The organism is Cognatishimia coralii (assembly GCF_037478305.1).
GTDB lineage: Bacteria > Pseudomonadota > Alphaproteobacteria > Rhodobacterales > Rhodobacteraceae > Cognatishimia > Cognatishimia coralii.
The window spans coordinates 157,999-175,585 of record NZ_JBBGAZ010000003.1; the positions used below are offsets into that span (position 1 = coordinate 157,999).

Here is a 17,587-nt window from a genome sequence, read left to right on the forward strand (position 1 = left end):
TGCGCTGGACTGGAAATTTCTGTAGCCAAAGGGCCATGTTATCGATGCGTTGTAAGTTTCTTTCTTTTGTCTTTGCCCTGCTGCTTTGTGCGCAATTTGCGTCGGCGCAATCAAGTGGCGTTTGGGTACAGATCAAAGCCCGCCCGAGCCTGACCGAGGCCACCGTCGAAGCGCAACGATATGCGCAGGATCTTGAGGACGTGAATGGGTTCGCTCTGGGTGGCGGCTGGTACGCGATCGCGCTTGGGCCATTTGACCGCGTGACAGCGGATCGTCGGCTGCGAGACTTGCGCCGGCGCAATCTCATCCCGCGCGATTCCTACATCACCTTCTCTTCGGCGTTTGACGAACAATTCTGGCCTCTGAATACCACGCTCGGGGCGGCACCAGCGGTCGCCGCGACCGAAGAAGAGGCAGTGGCTGAAGAAACCGCGACCACGGAAGTGGTGGCAACGCCAGTTCCAGTTGTCCCAGAAGAACCAGAGTTCAGAGATCCCGGCGAAACGGTTCGCGAAGCGCGGGCATCGGAAGATCAGCTCAATCGCGAGCAAAAGAAAGATCTGCAGCGCCTGTTGCAATGGGCTGGCTTCTACAATTCCGCAATCGACGGCGCATATGGGCGCGGAACCCGCAACGCGATGGCTGCGTGGCAGGAAGACAACGGATATGAGCCAACCGGCGTCATGTCGACCCTGCAGCGCGCCGAGATCCTGCGGGCCTATAATGCGATCCTGGACGGTATGGACATGCGTCTGGTGACTGAGTTTGACTCTGGCATCGAGATCCAGATCCCGACCGGTGTTGTCACGAAGACAGACCCTATCTACCCCTTTGTCACCTTCAAACCACGCGGCGACATTGACGCGCAGGTGATCCTGATTTCCCAGGACGGCAACCGCACGACGCTGGCAGGCCTCTATGAGATCATGCAAACGCTCAAGATTGTGCCGCTGGACGGTGATCGTCGTCTGACCAAGAACGGTTTCACTCTGGAAGGCGCGGATGACGAGATCGTTTCGTTCACCGAAGTCGGCCTGCGGGATGGTCAAATCAAAGGCTTCACCCTTGTCTGGCCGACTGGAGACGAAGAACGCCGCCGCCGGATCCTTGGTGAAATGCGGACATCTTTCACCCGCATCGGTGGGACTTTGGCACCGGATGCGGGGCTTGAATTGCTGGATGACATCGACCTGCTGTCTGGTCTGGAAGTACGCCGTCCGAAATTCTCGCGCACCGGCTTTTTCACTGATGGCGCGGGTACGGTTGTGACGACAACTGAGGCCATTGGCACCTGCCAGCGCATCACGGTGAATGAAGACTACGAGGCCGAAGTCGTTGGTCAGGAAGACAGCCTCGGTGTTGCCGTCCTGCGCCCGAAAGAACGTATCGCGCCGATTTCCGTGGCAACCTTCCGCGCCTCGGCTCTGCCGCGCACGTCTGAGGTTGCGGTTGCGGGCTATTCCTTTGAAGGCCTTCTGGGCGCGCCGACCCTTACCTATGGCACCGTCCAGGATCTTCGCGGTCTGGGCGGAGAGACGGAGCTGACCCGTCTGGCTCTGGCGCCGCAACCGGGTGATGCGGGTGGGCCGGTCTTTGACATAGGTGGCAATGTGGTCGGCATGCTGATGGCGCGCGACACTGGCGCTCGGCAATTGCCAAATGATGTGAGCCTTAAAGCTGACTCTGACGCGATCCAATCGCTCTTGGCGGCTTCGGGCCTTAGCGCGGCGAGTGGCGACCAACTGGGTGCGCTCGATCCGGTTGATCTTACTGAATATGCAGGGGAAATGACCGTTTTGGTCAGCTGCTGGTAATAAAGCCACCAAACAGAAACAAAGCCCCGGGCATCTGCTCCGGGGCTTTTTTGTTTAGTTCTCAATCCCGAGTTGTTCAACCAGGCGAGTCAGGATTGCTTTCTCTCCGTCATCAACCGGGGCTTTGCGCGACTTGAAGAGCGTCGCTTGGGACTTCAACATCAACCCATCCGACAGGATTTTGAGGTGATTGGCCCGCAGAGTCTCGCCCGTTGAGGTGATGTCCGCGACGGCTTCGGCGGTGAGGTTCTTGATCGTGCCTTCGGTCGCGCCTTGGCTATCAACAAGCTGATAGTCCGCCACGCCTGCGTCCCGCAGAAACTCTCGCACCAGCCGGTGATACTTCGTCGCAATCCTCAGGCGGAATCCGTGGGTTTTGCGAAAGGCCGCGGCCACGGCGTCCAGATCATCCAGCGTTTCCACATCGACCCAGCAGGCAGGGACCGCAAGGATCAGATCCGCTCCGCCAAAGCCAAGTGGTGCGAGTTCTTTGACCTGCTGCTCCCACATCCCCAGCTTTTCGCGCACCAGATCGGTCCCTGTGACACCCAGATGGATCCGACCCGCGGACAACTCACGCGGGATTTCTCCGGCGCTGAGCAAGACCAGTTCAACACCTTCAATCCCGTCGACCTTGCCCGCATATTCGCGATCAGATCCGGTCCGTGCGAGCGAAATCCCACGTGCACCAAACCAGTCAAAGGTCTTTTCCATCAAACGGCCCTTAGAGGGCACACCCAGCTTGATCGTCATACCGAGCCCTCCAGTTGCAGGACCACTTCGGGGCGGATGACGCCTCCGACGGCGGGAATTTCGTTGCCTTGGCCCAAGACCCTCGTCAGCGCGTCATAGCGCCCGCCCGAGGCCACGGCGGGAAGATCGCCACGCTGATCAGAATAGAACCCAAAGACGAAGCCGTCGTAGTATTCCATGCTGGTGCGCCCATAGCTGGCCTCAAATTCCAGCGCCTCGACGTCGACGCCGCGCTCAGACAAGGCTCGGATGCGGTGTTCCAATCGCGTGACGGCGCCGCTGATCGCGGGCATGTCAACGGCGATGTCGCGCAGACGATCCAGCGCATACGGCAGGGTTTCGCGGACGTTCAGCAACTCGTCGATCAGGTCAACCTGAACTGCCGAAATTGGTTCCGCAGCGGTGTCTTCTTTGATCGCCGCAATCCGGGCTTCGATCTCATCCGCGCCACGCAGACCGATCATTGGGCCTGCCTCGGCAAACGGATCAGCGGAGGAAGCCAATTTGGCGCGATGGCTGTCCGAAGGCGTTGGTTTGGCAAACCGATCCAGCAAAGCGCGGAACCGGCGCGGCCGCCAGAGATGACGCGCGAGGGCTGCCTTGCGACGCTCGGTGGTCTCAAGGCCTGCAACCGCTGCGGCCAAAAGGCCGATGTCACCGGTTGCGGCCCGCAGGTCCAAATGCGCCACGGCATCGCGCACGAGGGTAAAGACCTCGGCATCCGCAGCAGCTGGGTTTTGACGATCAAAGACCTCATAGCCGACCTGCGTGTATTCATTGGCGCGGCTGCTATCGTCTTCTTGGCGACGGAAGACCTCGCCGGAATAGGTATAGCGCGCGGGCTCTGCCCCTTCAGCCATATGCATCTGCACAACAGGCACCGTGAAATCCGGGCGCAGCATCTGCTCGCCCAAAAGCGCATCTGAGGTCACATAGGCGCGGCCCCGAATGTCCTCGCCATAGAGGTCCAAGAGCACTTCGGCCGGCTGCAGAACCGAGGTTTCGGCGACGGTTGCCCCCGCCGCTTCAAACCCCGCCCGCAGTTCAGCGGCGCGTGCGCGGATCTTTGCTTTGTCAGCCATGGCTTAGTCTTCCGCTTGCGCCGCAAGGATCTCGCGCACCTTTGCGACCAAGTCGCCCCGCGGCACTTCGAACTGGCTTGGGCGTTCTTTCCATTCCTCAAGCGTGGCGCTTTCGGCGATTTTGGCACCCAGGATCAGGTCTTTGATCTGGATGACGCCATTGGCCTTTTCATCGCCGCCTTCGATGACCGCAATAGGAGAATTCCGCTTGTCCGCATATTTCAGCTGATTGCCAAAGTTCTTTGGATTGCCAAGATAGACTTCGGCCCGAATGCCCGCGTTGCGCAGCTCTGTGACCATGGCTTGGTAATCCGCCATGCGGTCGCGATCCATGACGGTCACGACCACTGGGCCGGTGACCGCGCCACCAATACGGCCCTTTTCACGCAGAGCTGCGAGCAGACGATCCACGCCAATCGAAACACCCGTTGCAGGAACCGATTGGCCCGTGAAGCGTTTCACAAGGTCATCATAGCGCCCCCCACCAGAAACAGAGCCAAACTGACGTTTGCGCCCCTTTTCGTCGAAGATCTCAAAGGTCAGCTCTGCCTCGAAAACGGGGCCCGTGTAGTAGCCCAGACCGCGCACCACAGAGGGGTCAATTTCGATGCGGTCGCTGCCGTAGCCGCCTGCTGCCAAGAGGTCTCCGATCTGCTCAAGCTCTGCGATGCCTTCGGCACCAATGGCCGAACTACCGACTGCGCCGCGCAGGTTCTCGAAGGTCTTGGCCACATCCGCAGCTTTCGATGTGAGGAAGGCAATAACAGGTTCGGCTTGATCGTCGCTGAGACCAACGCCATCGATGAAAGCACCGGAGGCATCCAGACGACCTTTGGTCAAAAGTTCGCGCACGCCCGCCTCGCCAACTTTGTCGAACTTGTCGATGGTCCGCAGCACGTTATCTCGGGCGGCTTGATCGTCGCCAAGACCCATAGCTTCAAGGACGCCATTGAGGACCTTACGGTTGTTCACGCGGACCAGATAGTCTCCGCGTGGAATGCCAACGGTTTCCAGCGTGTCGCTGAGCATGGCACAGATCTCGGCGTCCGCGCCCATCGAGGCAGTGCCCACAGTGTCTGCGTCACACTGATAGAACTGACGATAACGACCTGGTCCTGGCTTTTCGTTGCGCCAAACCGGTCCCATCGCATAGCGGCGATACGGGGTCGGCAGGTCATTGCGATGTTGCGCGTAGACGCGCGCCAAAGGGGCTGTCAGGTCATAGCGCAGGGCCATCCAATCGCCCTGCCCGTCTTCATCGGCCTCTTGCCAGGCAAAGACACCTTCGTTGGGGCGGTCCACATCGGGCAGAAATTTGCCAAGCGCCTCGACGGTTTCCACCGCAGCGCTCTCCAAGGCCTCAAAACCATAGCGATGATAAACCCCTGCAATCTGATGCAGCATTTCGGCGCGTTCAGTCACTTCGCTGCCGAAATAGTCGCGGAAACCCTTGGGCGTCTGAGCCTTAGGGCGCGGGGCTTTCTTTACTTTGGCCATCTCTCTGGTCCTTGGTTCAAATAATGCCTGCCCCTTAGCAGCCCCCTAGGTGGCAGGCAACCGAAAGCCTGTCGGCTTGCCTGCGGCGCGGATATTTGTGGCAAGAGAATGAGGGGGATTGCGGGGGCTTTGCGCGCGGCTTATGTGGAGAGCATGGAAAAGCTAGAAGAACAGATCGCCCATTTGACCCGCACGGTTGAGGAACTGTCGGACGTGATTGCGCGTCAGGATACGGAACTGGTGCTGCTGAAGCGGCGGGTTCAGATGCTGTTGGAGCGCGAGGCGGATCGGGAGTCGGCGGGCTCGGGTGGCGTTGTTCTGGGGGATGAGCGGCCGCCGCATTATTGAGCGAAGAGCCGAGCGGCAGCGCGCGATGCGCGAGCTGCTTTAGTAATCCTCCACCGCCATCACCCCATCAATATGTTTGATCGCGCCGCGGAGTTGCGGGTTCACGGGGTATTCGTTGCCCGTATCGATCTCGACTTCGCCGGGGAGGTCTCCGCTCATCATGGTAAAGACAACCGGGCCTTTGGGGCCAGACTTGGCCGCGTGACGTTCGCGTTCAAGAATGCTGGCGACTGTGCCAACTGCTTCGACGCCTTCGACATAGATCTTGAGCCCTGACGACCCTGCATCCGCAACCACCGTATCAATCGGGCCGATGGATTTGGCGAGAAGCTTGAGCTGGTCGGCTTCCATTGTGGCCTCGGCCGTGACGACGACTTTGGAGCCGACGTCGAGATATTCGCGTGACTTTTCAAGCGTTTCGCTGAAAATTGTGATTTCATATGCGCCTGTGGGGTCAGAGAGCTGGGCAAAGGCAAAGCGGTTGCCGCGGGCGGATTTGCGTTCTTGGCGGCCGGACACGCGGCCCGCGATTTTCGCAACGCAAGGCCCGCCACGTGCCTTTTCGGTCAGCTCATCCAACGTCAGAACCTGCTTGCGTTTGAGCGCGCCCATATAGTCTTCGAGCGGGTGGCCTGAGAGGAAGAAGCCGATGGCTTTGGCTTCCTCATCCAGTTTCTCGGCGGGCAGCCAATCGGCCACTTTGCTAAGGCGCGGCTCGGGCAGGTCATCACCTGCTTCGCCAAAGAGGCTGACTTGGTTTGAGGCCTTTTGTTCATGGATCGCGGCGGAATAGTTCACGAGTTGCTCAAGGCTTTCGAAGACTTTGCGGCGGTTGCGGTCGAGTTGGTCGAACGCACCAGACCGCGCGAGCATTTCTAGTGGGCGTTTTCCCACGCGTTTCAGGTCGACGCGGCGGGCGAAATCAAAGAGCGTTGCGAAGGGTTTGTCGACACCATCAACTTTGCGGCCTTCGGTCACCAAGGTCATCGCCTCGACACCAACGTTTTTCAACGCGCCCAGCGCATAGACCAGAGCGCCGTCGACCACCGTAAACATCGCCTCGGAGCGGTTCACGCAGGGCGGTACCCAGGGCAGGCCCAGCGCCTTTTTGACCTCTTCGAAATAGACCGCGAGCTTGTCTGTGAGGTGGATATCGCAGTTCATCACGCCGCCCATGAACTCTACCGGGTGATTGGCCTTGAGCCAGGCGGTGTAGTAGCTCACGACCGCATAGGCCGCCGCGTGGGATTTGTTGAAGCCGTAGTTGGCGAACTTTTCCAAGAGGTCGAAGACCTCGGAGGCTTTCTTTTTGTCGACGCCGTTTTCGGCGGCCCCTGCTTCGAATTTCGGACGTTCCGCGTCCATCGCTTCCTTAATTTTTTTACCCATGGCGCGGCGGAGCAGATCCGCGCCGCCAAGGCTATAGCCCGCCATCACCTGAGCGATCTGCATAACCTGTTCCTGATAGACGATAATCCCTTGAGTTTCCTCAAGAATATGGTCGATCAGGGGGTGCACAGATTCGATTTCACGCAGCCCGTTTTTGACTTCACAATAGGTCGGGATGTTCTCCATCGGACCGGGACGATACAGCGCCACGAGTGCCACGATATCCTCGATACAGGTGGGCTTCATGCGCTTGAGCGCGTCCATCATGCCGGTGGATTCCACCTGGAACACGGCGACGGTTTTCGCGGCGGCGTAGAGTTTGTAGGTGGCCTCATCATCCAGCGGGATAGCGTTGATCTCGTTCACCGCGCCTTCTGGCGGGTCGTAGAGCTGAACGCCCTCGGCAGTCACATGGATGTCGCGGCCGGATTTCTTGATCAGTTTGACGGCGTTCTCGACCACGGTCAGAGTTTTCAGACCCAAGAAGTCAAACTTCACAAGCCCCGCCTGCTCGACCCATTTCATGTTGAACTGGGTGGCCGGCATATCCGAGCGCGGGTCTTGGTAGAGCGGCACCAGAGCATCTAGCGGTCGGTCTCCGATCACCACGCCGGCGGCGTGGGTGGAGGCGTTGCGCAAAAGGCCCTCCACCTGCATGCCGTATTTCAGAAGTCGGTCCACGACCTCTTCTGATTTGGCTTCCTCGCGCAGGCGTGGTTCGTCCTTTAGCGCCTTTTCGATGGAGACAGGTTTGACGCCCTCGACCGGGATCATTTTGGACAGGCGATCCACCTGCCCATAGGGCATCTGCAGAACACGACCAATGTCGCGCACCGCAGCTTTGGACAAAAGCGCACCGAAGGTGATGATCTGCCCGACTTTGTCACGGCCATATTTTTCCTGCACATAGCGGATGACCTCTTCGCGGCGGTCCATACAGAAGTCGATGTCGAAGTCAGGCATCGAGACCCGTTCGGGGTTGAGGAACCGCTCAAACAGCAACGAATAGCGCAGCGGATCCAAGTCGGTGATCGTGAGCGCATAGGCCACGAGCGAGCCTGCACCAGAGCCCCGGCCCGGCCCCACAGGGATACCCTGATCTTTGCCCCATTGGATAAAGTCTGCAACGATCAGGAAGTAGCCCGGGAAGCCCATGCCCTCGATGATGCCCAGCTCGAAATCGAGTCGTTCTTGGTATTCTTCGACAGAGACCGCATGAGGGATAACGGCCAGTCGCTTTTGCAGGCCTTCATTAGCGATACGGCGGAGTTCGGCGACCTCGTCATCGGCGAATTTCGGTAGGATCGGATCGCGGCGATATGTGGCAAAGGCGCAGCGTTTGGCGATTTCGACCGTGTTCTCAATCGCTTCGGGCAGGTCGGCGAAGAGCGTGATCATCTCTTGCTGCGACTTGAAGTAATGCTGGTTGGTCAGGCGACGGCGGCCATCCGCCTGATCCACATAGGCGCCCTCGGCGATACAGATCAGCGCGTCATGGGCCTCATACATCTCAGTCTTTGGGAAATAGACGTCATTCGTGGCCACCAGCGGGATGTCTCGCGCATAGGCCATTTCGACAAAACCGCGCTCTGTCAGTCGCTCGGCCTGCGGCGCGCCGTCTTCTCCGGGGTGACGTTGCAGTTCCACATAGAGGCGGTCGCCAAAAATCTGATGCAGACGCTCCATCATCGCTTCGGCGGCGGGACGTTGGCCTTGTTGTAGCAGACGACCGATAGGGCCGTCCGGGCCTCCGGTCAGACAGATGAGACCACCTGATTGTGCCTCGAGTTCCTCCATGGTGACTTGCGGCATCTGCCCGCCTTTATCGACATAGAGGCAGGAGGAGAGCTTCATAAGGTTCTCATAGCCCTCTTCGCGCTGGCTCAGCAAAACCAAAGGCGCGGGCGCGGGTTTTTGTGTGCGACCCGAGGGATCGTCATAGGGCATTTGCAGATCGACCTGACAGCCGACAATCGGCTGCACCCCTGCCCCTTGCGCGCCGACGGAAAACTCCAGAGCCGCGAACATATTATTGGTGTCGGTGATCGCGACGGCGGGCATATCCATATCCGCACAAAGCCCCGGCAGTTTCTTGACGCGCATCGCGCCTTCCAGCAGGGAATATTCGGTATGGACGCGGAGGTGGATGAATCGGGGTTGGCTGCTCATGGGGGCAAAGCTAGCTCACAGAGACGCGCGGGGAAACGGGTGAATCCGCTGTGATGTGCCTAAAATTTCGGCGCGGTCTTGGCCGAAGGACTTTCTTGGATTGCAACACAATCAAGTCGATTATCTTGAGTCTCAAGGGATTAAGGTGTGGTCGCCCACGGCCCACCCCGCGCACCAATTGTGCAAACGCTTGGAAAACAGGCTCTTTTGTCTTGCCACGACGGGTGCGCTGTTTCTATCCTGAAAATAGTTACACCCAGGGGGCCGCGGATCTTCTACGTCGCATCGAAGTTCCGCACCAAGGCATGACATCGGTAAGGCGACGGGTTCTATCACATGGACGTCACGTTTCTTCTGAACGGAGAGACCACGCATGTGCGCAATGTCCAGGCAACGCAGACGTTGCTGGACTGGCTTCGGGAAACACGTGGATTAAGCGGCACCAAAGAGGGCTGCAATGAGGGCGACTGCGGGGCCTGCTCGGTCGTTGTGCAAGACGAGGGCGGCACCAAGGCGCTGAATGCCTGCATTCTGTTTATGCCGCAGCTTCAGGGAAAATCGGTGCGGACTGTTGAGGGCGTTTCTGGCCCCGACGGTGAATTGCATCCTGTGCAAGAAGCGATGATCGAGCATCATGGTAGCCAGTGCGGGTTTTGTACGCCGGGGTTCATTGCGTCGATGGTCGCGGCCCATAGCAATGGCGCGACGGATCATGATGATCAGTTGGCGGGCAACCTCTGTCGCTGCACCGGCTATGCGCCGATCGTCCGTGCGGCGGAGGCGGCGCAGGACAAACCGGTGCCCGTTTGGGTGAAAGACGACTTGCCGAAGGTGGAGGCAGGCTCCAAGTTCCAACCCACAAGCTGCGATGAGCTGGCCGAGGTCTATGCCGCCCATCCCGACGCCACTTTGGTCGCAGGCGCGACAGATGTGGGGCTTTGGGTGACAAAACAGCTTCGCGAGTTGGATCCGGTGATTTTTCTTGGCCGTTGTGCCGATCTGAAAGATATCAGCGTCTCTGACACAGAACTTTCGTTTGGCGCCATGGTGGATATGAACGCGATGCGGGCTGCGATTGAGCCGCATCACCCGTCCTATGGCGAAATGCTGCGCCGTTACGCGAGCACGCAGATCCGCAATGCGGCAACGCTTGGGGGGAATGTGGCCAATGGATCTCCGATTGGGGACAACCCGCCCGCCTTGATCGCACTGGGGGCAACGCTTTACCTGCGCAAAGGTGATGCACGACGGTCGATGCCGATCGAGGATTTCTTCATCGCCTACGGCAAGCAGGATCGCGCAGCCGGAGAATTCGTGGAGAGGATCACGATCCCGCGGCAAGAGGATCGGTTGAAGGTCTATAAGCTCTCCAAACGCTTTGATCAGGATATTTCCGCGGTCTTGGGCGCGTTCAATATTGGCGTGTCTGAAGGCGTCGTGACCTCTGCTCGGATCGCTTTTGGAGGCATGGCCGCGACGCCAAAACGCGCGACGTCGGTTGAGGAAGCCCTTATGGGGGCAGACTGGAGCGAAGAGGGTATCGCGCCGGCGCTTTCTGCATTCGCAGAGGATTTTACACCGATGAGCGACATGCGCGCCTCGGCCAGCTATCGCCTTGAAACAGCACGCAATATGCTGCGCCGCTATTTGCTTGAAGACCAAGGCATCGCGGCCTCAGTTCTGGAGGTCTCGCCATGAGTGTCGCCACCTCTCGCCCCCACGACAGCGCTGCCCTGCATGTGACCGGACAAGCGCGCTATGTGGATGATATTCCTACCCCCCGCGGCACGTTGCATCTGGCGTTTGGACTGTCTTCGATTGCGCGTGGCCGGATCACATCCATGGACCTCGCCGCAGCCCGCGCGGCTCCGGGTGTTGTTGCGGTTCTGACGGCCGATGATCTGCCATTTGACAACGACGTCAGCCCGTCGATCCACGATGAACCCCTTTTGACCGATGGCGCTATCCACTATCTGGGTCAACCTATCTTCCTTGTTGTCGCGGACAGTCACCTGAACGCACGCAAGGCCGCTCGACTCGGCGAGATCTCTTTCACCCAAGAAACCCCGATCCTCACCATCGAGGATGCCTTGGCCGCCGATAGCCGGTTTGAGGACGCCCCCCGGATCTGGTCGGCGGGTGACGCCGCGCAGGCTCTGAAGGATGCGCCAAAGTCTCTGTCGGGCAGCATCACCATGGGCGGGCAAGAGCATTTCTATCTCGAAGGCCAAGCCGCCCTTGCCCAGCCGCAAGACAATGGCGATATGGTGGTCAATTCCTCGACCCAGCATCCGACCGAGATCCAGCACAAAGTGGCCCATGCGATTGGGGTGCCGATGAATGCGGTCCGTGTGGAAACACGCCGCATGGGTGGTGGCTTTGGCGGCAAGGAAAGCCAAGGCAATGCGCTGGCCGTGGCCTGCGCGATTGCCGCGCAAAAGACCGGACGCGCCTGTAAAATGCGCTATGACCGCGACGATGACATGGTGATAACCGGCAAGCGGCATGATTTCCGCATCGACTATGATGTCGGTTTTGACGAGACGGGCCGCGTTTTGGGCATCGACTTCCGCCATTATGCCCGTTGTGGCTGGGCGCAGGATCTGTCCCTGCCGGTGGCCGACCGCGCCATGCTGCATTCCGACAATGCCTATCAACTGGACAATATCCGCATCGAGAGTCATCGGCTAAAGACAAATATGCAGTCGGCCACCGCCTATCGCGGGTTCGGTGGGCCTCAGGGTATGCTGGGGATCGAGCGCGTGATGGACCATGTGGCGCATGCCTTGGGCAAAGATCCCCTCGAGGTTCGGCGCGTGAATTTCTATGAGGACGCAAATCGGGGGCTGTCTGCCCCCCGGAGCGACGCCGTCGCCCCTCCCCCCGAGGATATTTCTGGCAAGAGAAATACGACGCCCTATGGACAAGCGGTGACGGATTTCGTGCTGCATGATTTGGTCTCACAACTCGAAGAGACCTCGGACTACAAAGCGCGACGTGCTGCGGTTCGGGAGTGGAATGACGCCAATCCGATCCTGAAAAAGGGCATCGCGCTAACGCCTGTGAAGTTTGGGATTTCTTTTACTCTGACGCATCTGAACCAGGCTGGGGCTTTGGTCCATGTCTATCAGGATGGTTCGATCCAGATGAACCATGGCGGCACCGAGATGGGGCAAGGTCTGAACCAGAAAGTGGCGCAGGTGGCGGCGTCTCGGTTTGGTGTTCCGTTGGAGTTCGTGAAGATCACGGCGACGGATACGGGCAAGGTGCCGAATACCTCGGCAACGGCGGCCAGCTCGGGAAGTGACCTCAATGGCATGGCCGTTAAGATTGCCTGCGACACCATACGGGATCGTATGGCGCAGCATCTAGCAGAGCAGCATCAATGTGCTTTGGCGGATGTGCGGTTTGCCGATGGGCATGTGGACGTCGCTGGCAACCGCAAGAGTTTTGCCGAGGTTGCGAAGGCCTGTTATGAGGCGCGCGTGAGCCTTTCATCAACTGGGTTTTACAAAACACCGGATCTGGCGTGGGACCGTATCAAAGGTCAGGGCCGTCCGTTCTACTATTTTGCCTACGGCGCCGCAGTCACCGAAGTTGTCATCGACACGTTGACCGGAGAAAACCGCATTCTTCGTGCCGACCTTTTGCATGACGCCGGTAGCTCTCTGAATCCAGCGTTGGACATTGGTCAGGTCGAAGGCGCTTATGTACAAGGCGCAGGCTGGCTCACGACCGAAGAACTGGTCTGGGACGACAACGGCAATCTGCGCACCCATGCGCCCAGTACCTATAAGATCCCGGCCTGCTCAGATCGGCCTGATGTGTTCAACGTGGCGCTTTATGAAAACGAGAATGCAGAGGACACGATCTATCGCTCTAAAGCGGTGGGCGAGCCTCCGTTCATGTTGGGGATCTCCGCTTTGATGGCCTTGTCGGACGCGGTTGAAGCCTGTGGTTCAAGCTATCCGGATCTGGATGCCCCGGCGACGGCGGAGCGAGTCTATATGGCGACCCAAAGGGTGCGCGATGTTTGATCTGGCGCGGTTGAAAGACGCCATCGCCGCGCATGGACCTGTCGCGCGGGTTGTCGTGGCAGAGATTGCGGGGTCGGTGCCGCGCGAAGTCGGAGCCTCTATGTTGGTTTGGCAAACCGGTCAGTCCGGCACCATCGGCGGCGGCACATTGGAGTTCGAGGCCACCAAATCTGCGCGCGCGATGTTAGGACGCCAAACAACAGCCGAACTCTCGCGCCATCCGCTTGGCCCTGCGCTGGGACAGTGTTGCGGCGGGTCGGTGAGCCTTGTCAGCGAAATCTTCACGGCGGGCGATCTTGAGCACCTTGACGAGAAACAGAGCTTTGCACGGCAGGTCGCCGGTGACAGCGCCATGCCATTGAGCCTGAAGCGGGCAGAAACCCTTGCCCGCAATCAAGGCCTTGCGGTTAGGCCACAGCTACAGGACGGCTGGTTCATAGAACCGCTTCGCGCGCGCGCCGTGCCACTTTGGTTTTGGGGCGCAGGTCACGTTGGGCGCGCGATGGTCCAGACGCTTGCTGGGCTGACAGAGTTTGACATCACGTGGATCGACACCTCTGAGGCGCGCTTTCCCGAAGTGATCCCAGAAGGGGTCACCAAACTGACAGCGGATAACCCTGCGAACTTGGTGCCCTATGCGCCAAGCGACGCCCAGCACCTGATCCTGACCTATTCGCACGCGCTGGATCTGGAGCTGTGCCATCAGCTGCTGTCCCATAGCTTTGCCTTCACAGGGCTCATCGGGTCCAAAACCAAATGGGCGCGGTTTAAGAACCGCCTAAACGATCTGGGCCACGCCCCTGACCAAATTTCCCGCATCACTTGCCCGATTGGCGATCCGACGTTGGGAAAACAACCACAAGCAATTGCCATCGGCGTCGCTGGGGCGCTATTGCATGATCTGAAAAACAAGAAGGCCCGAAAGGACCAGACCGCATGACAGGGACTCTGCTGTCCATAGAAGGGCTGACCAAAGCCTATCCCGGCGTGATCGCCAATGACTCTGTGTCCTTTGACATCAAAGAGGGCGAAGTTCACGCATTGCTCGGCGAAAACGGCGCGGGGAAATCCACGCTGGTGAAGATGATCTATGGTTTGGTGAAGCCAGACAGTGGTACCATGACCTGGCGCGGTGAGGATTTTGCCCCCGCCGAGCCTCGGGTTGCGCGGGCCACAGGCGTCGCGATGGTGTTCCAACATTTCTCGCTGTTTGAAGCTCTGAATGTTGCCGAAAACGTCGCCTTGGGGATGGAGAACCCTCCGCCCATGCGCGATCTGGCGGGGCGGATCAAAGAGGTCTCTGAAACCTATGGCCTGCCACTTGATCCCTATCGCACCGTCGGCGATCTGTCAGCAGGCGAGCGGCAGCGGGTCGAAATCATTCGCTGCCTGCTGCAAGACCCGAAATTGTTGATTATGGATGAACCGACCTCTGTGCTGACCCCACAAGAGGTCGAAATTTTGTTTGAGACCCTGCGGAAGCTGAAATCCGAAGGCACTTCGATCCTTTATATCAGCCACAAGCTCGAAGAGATCCGCGCGCTCTGTGACCATGCGACGATCCTGCGATTGGGTAAAAACGTGGGCGAATGCGTGCCTGCCGAGACCTCGGCACGGGATATGGCCGAGATGATGGTCGGCGATACGTTGCAGACGCCCACGCGCAAAGCCAAGGATGGTGGCGCGGTCGTTTTGGAGGTGTCCGCGCTGTCGATGACCTCGGCGAGCGAGTTTGGCACATCGCTGAAAGATATCAGTTTTTCGGTGAAATCCGGCGAGATCCTCGGTCTTGGCGGCGTTGCCGGTAATGGGCAAGATGAGTTGCTGGCCGCGCTCTCTGGCGAAGCGCTCAGCACGACGGATACGGTAAAGATCAAAGGTAGTGGCGTTGGGCATCTGGGCCCGAACCAGCGCCGCGAGATCGGCACTTTGGCCGCCCCTGAAGAACGGCTTGGCCATGCGGCCGCCCCTGCGATGAGCCTTGTTGAAAACGCTTTACTCACCGGTGCAATTCGAAAAGATCTGACCAGCAATGGGTTTGTAAATTGGGCTGGCGCAAAAGCCTTTGCCGAAGACATCATCGCGAAATTTGACGTGCGCACGCCGGGATCTGACCGCGCCGCACGCGCATTGTCCGGCGGTAACCTGCAAAAATTCGTGATCGGCCGCGAGATCTTGCAAGATCCGGAAGTTCTGATCGTAAACCAACCCACTTGGGGCGTGGATGCGGCCGCAGCAGCCGCGATCCGCCAAAGCCTGATGGACCTGGCGGCTAAAGGTGCGGCCATCGTCGTGATCAGCCAAGATTTGGATGAGTTGATGGAAATTTCGGACCGCTTCGGAGCCCTGAACGAAGGCCGCCTCAGCGAGTTGCGCCCGACGGCGGGCCTGAGCATTGACGAAATCGGCCTGATGATGGGCGGCGCGCATGGCATGGAAGTCGCGCATCTGAGTGAGGAGGCCTCCGCATGATCACGCTCGAAAAACGCCCGCAGCCGAGCCAATTCTGGTCGCTGTTCACGCCTGTCCTCGCGGTGATCATCACGATGATCGTCGGCGGCCTTTTGTTTGGCGCGCTTGGCAAGAACCCGTTCGAGGCCATTCGCACGATTTTCTACGATCCTCTCTTCGGAGATTTCGCAAGCTATTCCCGCCCGCAACTTCTGGTCAAAGGAGGTCCGCTGATCCTGATCGCGATTGGCCTGTCGCTGGGCTTTCGGGCGGGTATCTGGAACATTGGCGCAGAAGGCCAATATATCGTAGGCGCAATCTGTGGCGCGGGCGCAGGCCTTGCGTTCTATCCGATCGAAAGCATCTTTATCTTTCCATTCATGGTGATCTGCGGTGCGATAGGCGGCATGCTCTGGGCGCTGATCCCTGCGCTGCTGAAAGTGAAATTCGGCACCAACGAGATCCTTGTTTCCTTGATGCTGGTCTATGTGGCTGAGCAACTCTTGGCCTCTATGGCCTTAGGATTATTGAAAAACCCCGAAGGTTTCGGTTTTCCAGGCTCACGCAACCTGAATGACTACCCAAGCGCCTCCAGCTGGATCAACGAAGGGATCGGCCTGCACTGGGGCATCGCTGCGGCCTTCATCGCGGTGATCTTTGCCTATGTGCTGCTCAGTCGCCACATCATGGGGTTCAACATCAAACTCACCGGCGAGGCCCCCAAGGCCGCGCGCTTTGGCGGCGTCAATCCTACCCGTCTGGTGATCTTTTGCATGTGTGCATCCGGCGCGCTCGCAGGGCTTGCGGGCCTGTTTGAGGTCTCTGGCCCCTCTGGCCAAATCAGCATCGACTTTAACGTCGGCTATGGCTTCACCGCGATCATCGTCGCCTTCCTAGGCCGTCTGCACCCCATCGGCATCTTGCTCGCTGGCCTCTTGATGGCACTGACTTACATTGGCGGAGAGCTCGCCCAGCTCACGCTTGGCCTGCCCTCGGCAGCCATTCAGGTCTTCCAGGGTATGCTCTTGTTCTTCCTGCTTGCGCTCGACCTGCTCACCAACTTCCGCATCAAATTCGCCGTCAAAGGAGCCGCCTGATGGATCTTTCTGCAATCAGCCCCGCGCTTCTTATTGCGTCTTTGATGGTCGCCGCCACGCCGCTCTTGCTGGCCGCTATCGGAGAACTCGTCGTCGAGAAAGCCGGCGTCCTGAACCTCGGCGTCGAAGGCATGATGATCGTCGGCGCGATCTGCGGGTTTGCCGTGACGGTTGAAACCGGATCACCCTTCATGGGCGTCCTTGCAGCCATGGTGGGCGGCGCGTTGCTGTCCACGCTTTTCGCCTTCCTCACCCAATTCGCGCTGGCAAACCAAGTCGCTTCGGGCTTGGCCCTGACGCTCTTTGGTCTCGGCCTCTCGGCCCTCATGGGTCAAAATTACATCGGTATCAAACCACCCTCGATGCCACGCCTTGATATTCCAGGCCTGTCGGACATGCCCTTCTTTGGGCCGATCTTCTTTGCCCATGACCCGCTCTTATACCTTGGCATCCTGCTCACCGCCGCCGTTTGGGCCCTCTTGAAATACACCCGCGTCGGCCTGATCCTGCGTGCCGTTGGCGAGAACCATGACGCGGCTCATGCGCTTGGCTATCACGTCATCCGCGTACGCATCCTCGCGATCATGTTCGGCGGCGCCTGCGCGGGGCTTGGAGGCGCTTACATCAGCCTTATCCGCGTGCCACAATGGACCGAAGGCATGACGGCGGGAATCGGCTGGATCGCATTGGCCCTTGTGGTTTTTGCCAGTTGGAAACCCTGGCGCGTCCTGCTGGGTGCTTATCTTTTTGGCGGTATTAACGTTTTACAGCTCAACCTACAGGCCGCAGGCATTGCGATCCCTGTAGAATATCTGGCAATGTCACCGTACCTGATCACCATTCTGGTGCTTGTCATTCTCTCGGCCGACAAGAGCGGAGCCCCCGCCTCGCTCGGTCGATCTTTCCATGCCTCGAACTAAGGCTCGGGGCCAATACACAACCAACAGAGG

General features: G+C 59.0%; 12 protein-coding genes. 8 read left to right on the top strand and 4 right to left on the bottom strand.

The genetic code is table 11. The features are described from left to right. Window positions 1–44: 44 nt before the first annotated feature. Window positions 45–1,814: a serine protease gene (locus WG622_RS08245; protein ID WP_339403153.1), complete on the top strand. Its 1,770-nt coding sequence runs from the start codon at window positions 45–47 to the stop codon at window positions 1,812–1,814. 54 nt (window positions 1,815–1,868) lie between these two features. On the opposite strand, the gene hisG is transcribed toward WG622_RS08245, so the two are convergent. Genes hisG through hisS form a run of 3 tightly spaced genes read right to left on the bottom strand, consistent with a single transcriptional unit; the run spans window position 1,869 to window position 5,146 of the window. Further along, entirely contained in the window at window positions 1,869–2,567 is a 699-nt protein-coding gene (hisG, locus tag WG622_RS08250) for an ATP phosphoribosyltransferase (protein ID WP_339403154.1), read from the bottom strand. Beyond that, a complete protein-coding gene (locus WG622_RS08255; protein ID WP_339403155.1) occupies window positions 2,564–3,649 on the bottom strand; it encodes an ATP phosphoribosyltransferase regulatory subunit in 1,086 nt (361 codons plus the stop codon). The genes hisG and WG622_RS08255 overlap by 4 nt, the downstream gene beginning before the upstream one ends. A 3-nt stretch (window positions 3,650–3,652) precedes the next feature. Next, a complete protein-coding gene (gene hisS, locus WG622_RS08260; RefSeq protein ID WP_339403156.1) occupies window positions 3,653–5,146 on the bottom strand; it encodes a histidine--tRNA ligase in 1,494 nt (497 codons plus the stop codon). 153 nt (window positions 5,147–5,299) lie between these two features. On the opposite strand from hisS, the gene WG622_RS08265 reads away from it, so the two are divergent. Next, window positions 5,300–5,494, top strand: a complete 195-nt coding sequence (locus WG622_RS08265; protein WP_209355574.1) for a SlyX family protein — start codon at window positions 5,300–5,302, stop codon at window positions 5,492–5,494. A gap of 39 nt (window positions 5,495–5,533) precedes the next feature. Here the strand turns inward: WG622_RS08265 and dnaE are convergent, their stop codons facing one another. After that, on the bottom strand, window positions 5,534–9,052 hold the full coding sequence (gene dnaE / locus WG622_RS08270; protein WP_339403157.1) for a DNA polymerase III subunit alpha: 3,519 nt from the start codon (window positions 9,050–9,052) through the stop codon (window positions 5,534–5,536). A 336-nt stretch (window positions 9,053–9,388) separates the two neighbouring features. On the opposite strand from dnaE, the gene xdhA reads away from it, so the two are divergent. Genes xdhA through WG622_RS08300 form a run of 6 tightly spaced genes read left to right on the top strand, consistent with a single transcriptional unit; the run spans window position 9,389 to window position 17,557 of the window. Next, on the top strand, window positions 9,389–10,750 hold the full coding sequence (gene xdhA, locus WG622_RS08275; RefSeq protein ID WP_339403158.1) for a xanthine dehydrogenase small subunit: 1,362 nt from the start codon (window positions 9,389–9,391) through the stop codon (window positions 10,748–10,750). Then, entirely contained in the window at window positions 10,747–13,089 is a 2,343-nt protein-coding gene (gene xdhB / locus WG622_RS08280) for a xanthine dehydrogenase molybdopterin binding subunit (RefSeq protein ID WP_339403159.1), read from the top strand. The genes xdhA and xdhB overlap by 4 nt, the downstream gene beginning before the upstream one ends. Further along, complete coding sequence (gene xdhC, locus WG622_RS08285; RefSeq protein WP_339403160.1) at window positions 13,082–14,029, top strand: xanthine dehydrogenase accessory protein XdhC; 948 nt, start codon at window positions 13,082–13,084, stop codon at window positions 14,027–14,029. The genes xdhB and xdhC overlap by 8 nt, the downstream gene beginning before the upstream one ends. Beyond that, window positions 14,026–15,561, top strand: a complete 1,536-nt coding sequence (locus WG622_RS08290; RefSeq protein ID WP_339403161.1) for an ABC transporter ATP-binding protein — start codon at window positions 14,026–14,028, stop codon at window positions 15,559–15,561. The genes xdhC and WG622_RS08290 overlap by 4 nt, the downstream gene beginning before the upstream one ends. Next, complete coding sequence (locus WG622_RS08295; protein WP_339403162.1) at window positions 15,558–16,637, top strand: ABC transporter permease; 1,080 nt, start codon at window positions 15,558–15,560, stop codon at window positions 16,635–16,637. Before WG622_RS08290 ends, WG622_RS08295 begins: the two co-directional genes overlap by 4 nt. Continuing rightward, a complete protein-coding gene (locus tag WG622_RS08300) occupies window positions 16,637–17,557 on the top strand; it encodes an ABC transporter permease (protein ID WP_339403163.1) in 921 nt (306 codons plus the stop codon). The genes WG622_RS08295 and WG622_RS08300 overlap by 1 nt, the downstream gene beginning before the upstream one ends. The last annotated feature ends 30 nt before the right edge of the window (window positions 17,558–17,587 follow it).

Bases quoted from the DNA above. Each gene is read 5' to 3' on its own strand.
- WG622_RS08245 (WP_339403153.1), top strand. From the start codon at position 45: ATGCGTTGTAAGTTTCTTTCTTTTGTCTTTGCCCTGCTGCTTTGTGCG.
- hisG (WP_339403154.1), bottom strand. From the start codon at position 2,567: ATGACGATCAAGCTGGGTGTGCCCTCTAAGGGCCGTTTGATGGAAAAG.
- WG622_RS08255 (WP_339403155.1), bottom strand. From the start codon at position 3,649: ATGGCTGACAAAGCAAAGATCCGCGCACGCGCCGCTGAACTGCGGGCG.
- hisS (WP_339403156.1), bottom strand. From the start codon at position 5,146: ATGGCCAAAGTAAAGAAAGCCCCGCGCCCTAAGGCTCAGACGCCCAAG.
- WG622_RS08265 (WP_209355574.1), top strand. From the start codon at position 5,300: ATGGAAAAGCTAGAAGAACAGATCGCCCATTTGACCCGCACGGTTGAG.
- dnaE (WP_339403157.1), bottom strand. From the start codon at position 9,052: ATGAGCAGCCAACCCCGATTCATCCACCTCCGCGTCCATACCGAATAT.
- xdhA (WP_339403158.1), top strand. From the start codon at position 9,389: ATGGACGTCACGTTTCTTCTGAACGGAGAGACCACGCATGTGCGCAAT.
- xdhB (WP_339403159.1), top strand. From the start codon at position 10,747: ATGAGTGTCGCCACCTCTCGCCCCCACGACAGCGCTGCCCTGCATGTG.
- xdhC (WP_339403160.1), top strand. From the start codon at position 13,082: ATGTTTGATCTGGCGCGGTTGAAAGACGCCATCGCCGCGCATGGACCT.
- WG622_RS08290 (WP_339403161.1), top strand. From the start codon at position 14,026: ATGACAGGGACTCTGCTGTCCATAGAAGGGCTGACCAAAGCCTATCCC.
- WG622_RS08295 (WP_339403162.1), top strand. From the start codon at position 15,558: ATGATCACGCTCGAAAAACGCCCGCAGCCGAGCCAATTCTGGTCGCTG.
- WG622_RS08300 (WP_339403163.1), top strand. From the start codon at position 16,637: ATGGATCTTTCTGCAATCAGCCCCGCGCTTCTTATTGCGTCTTTGATG.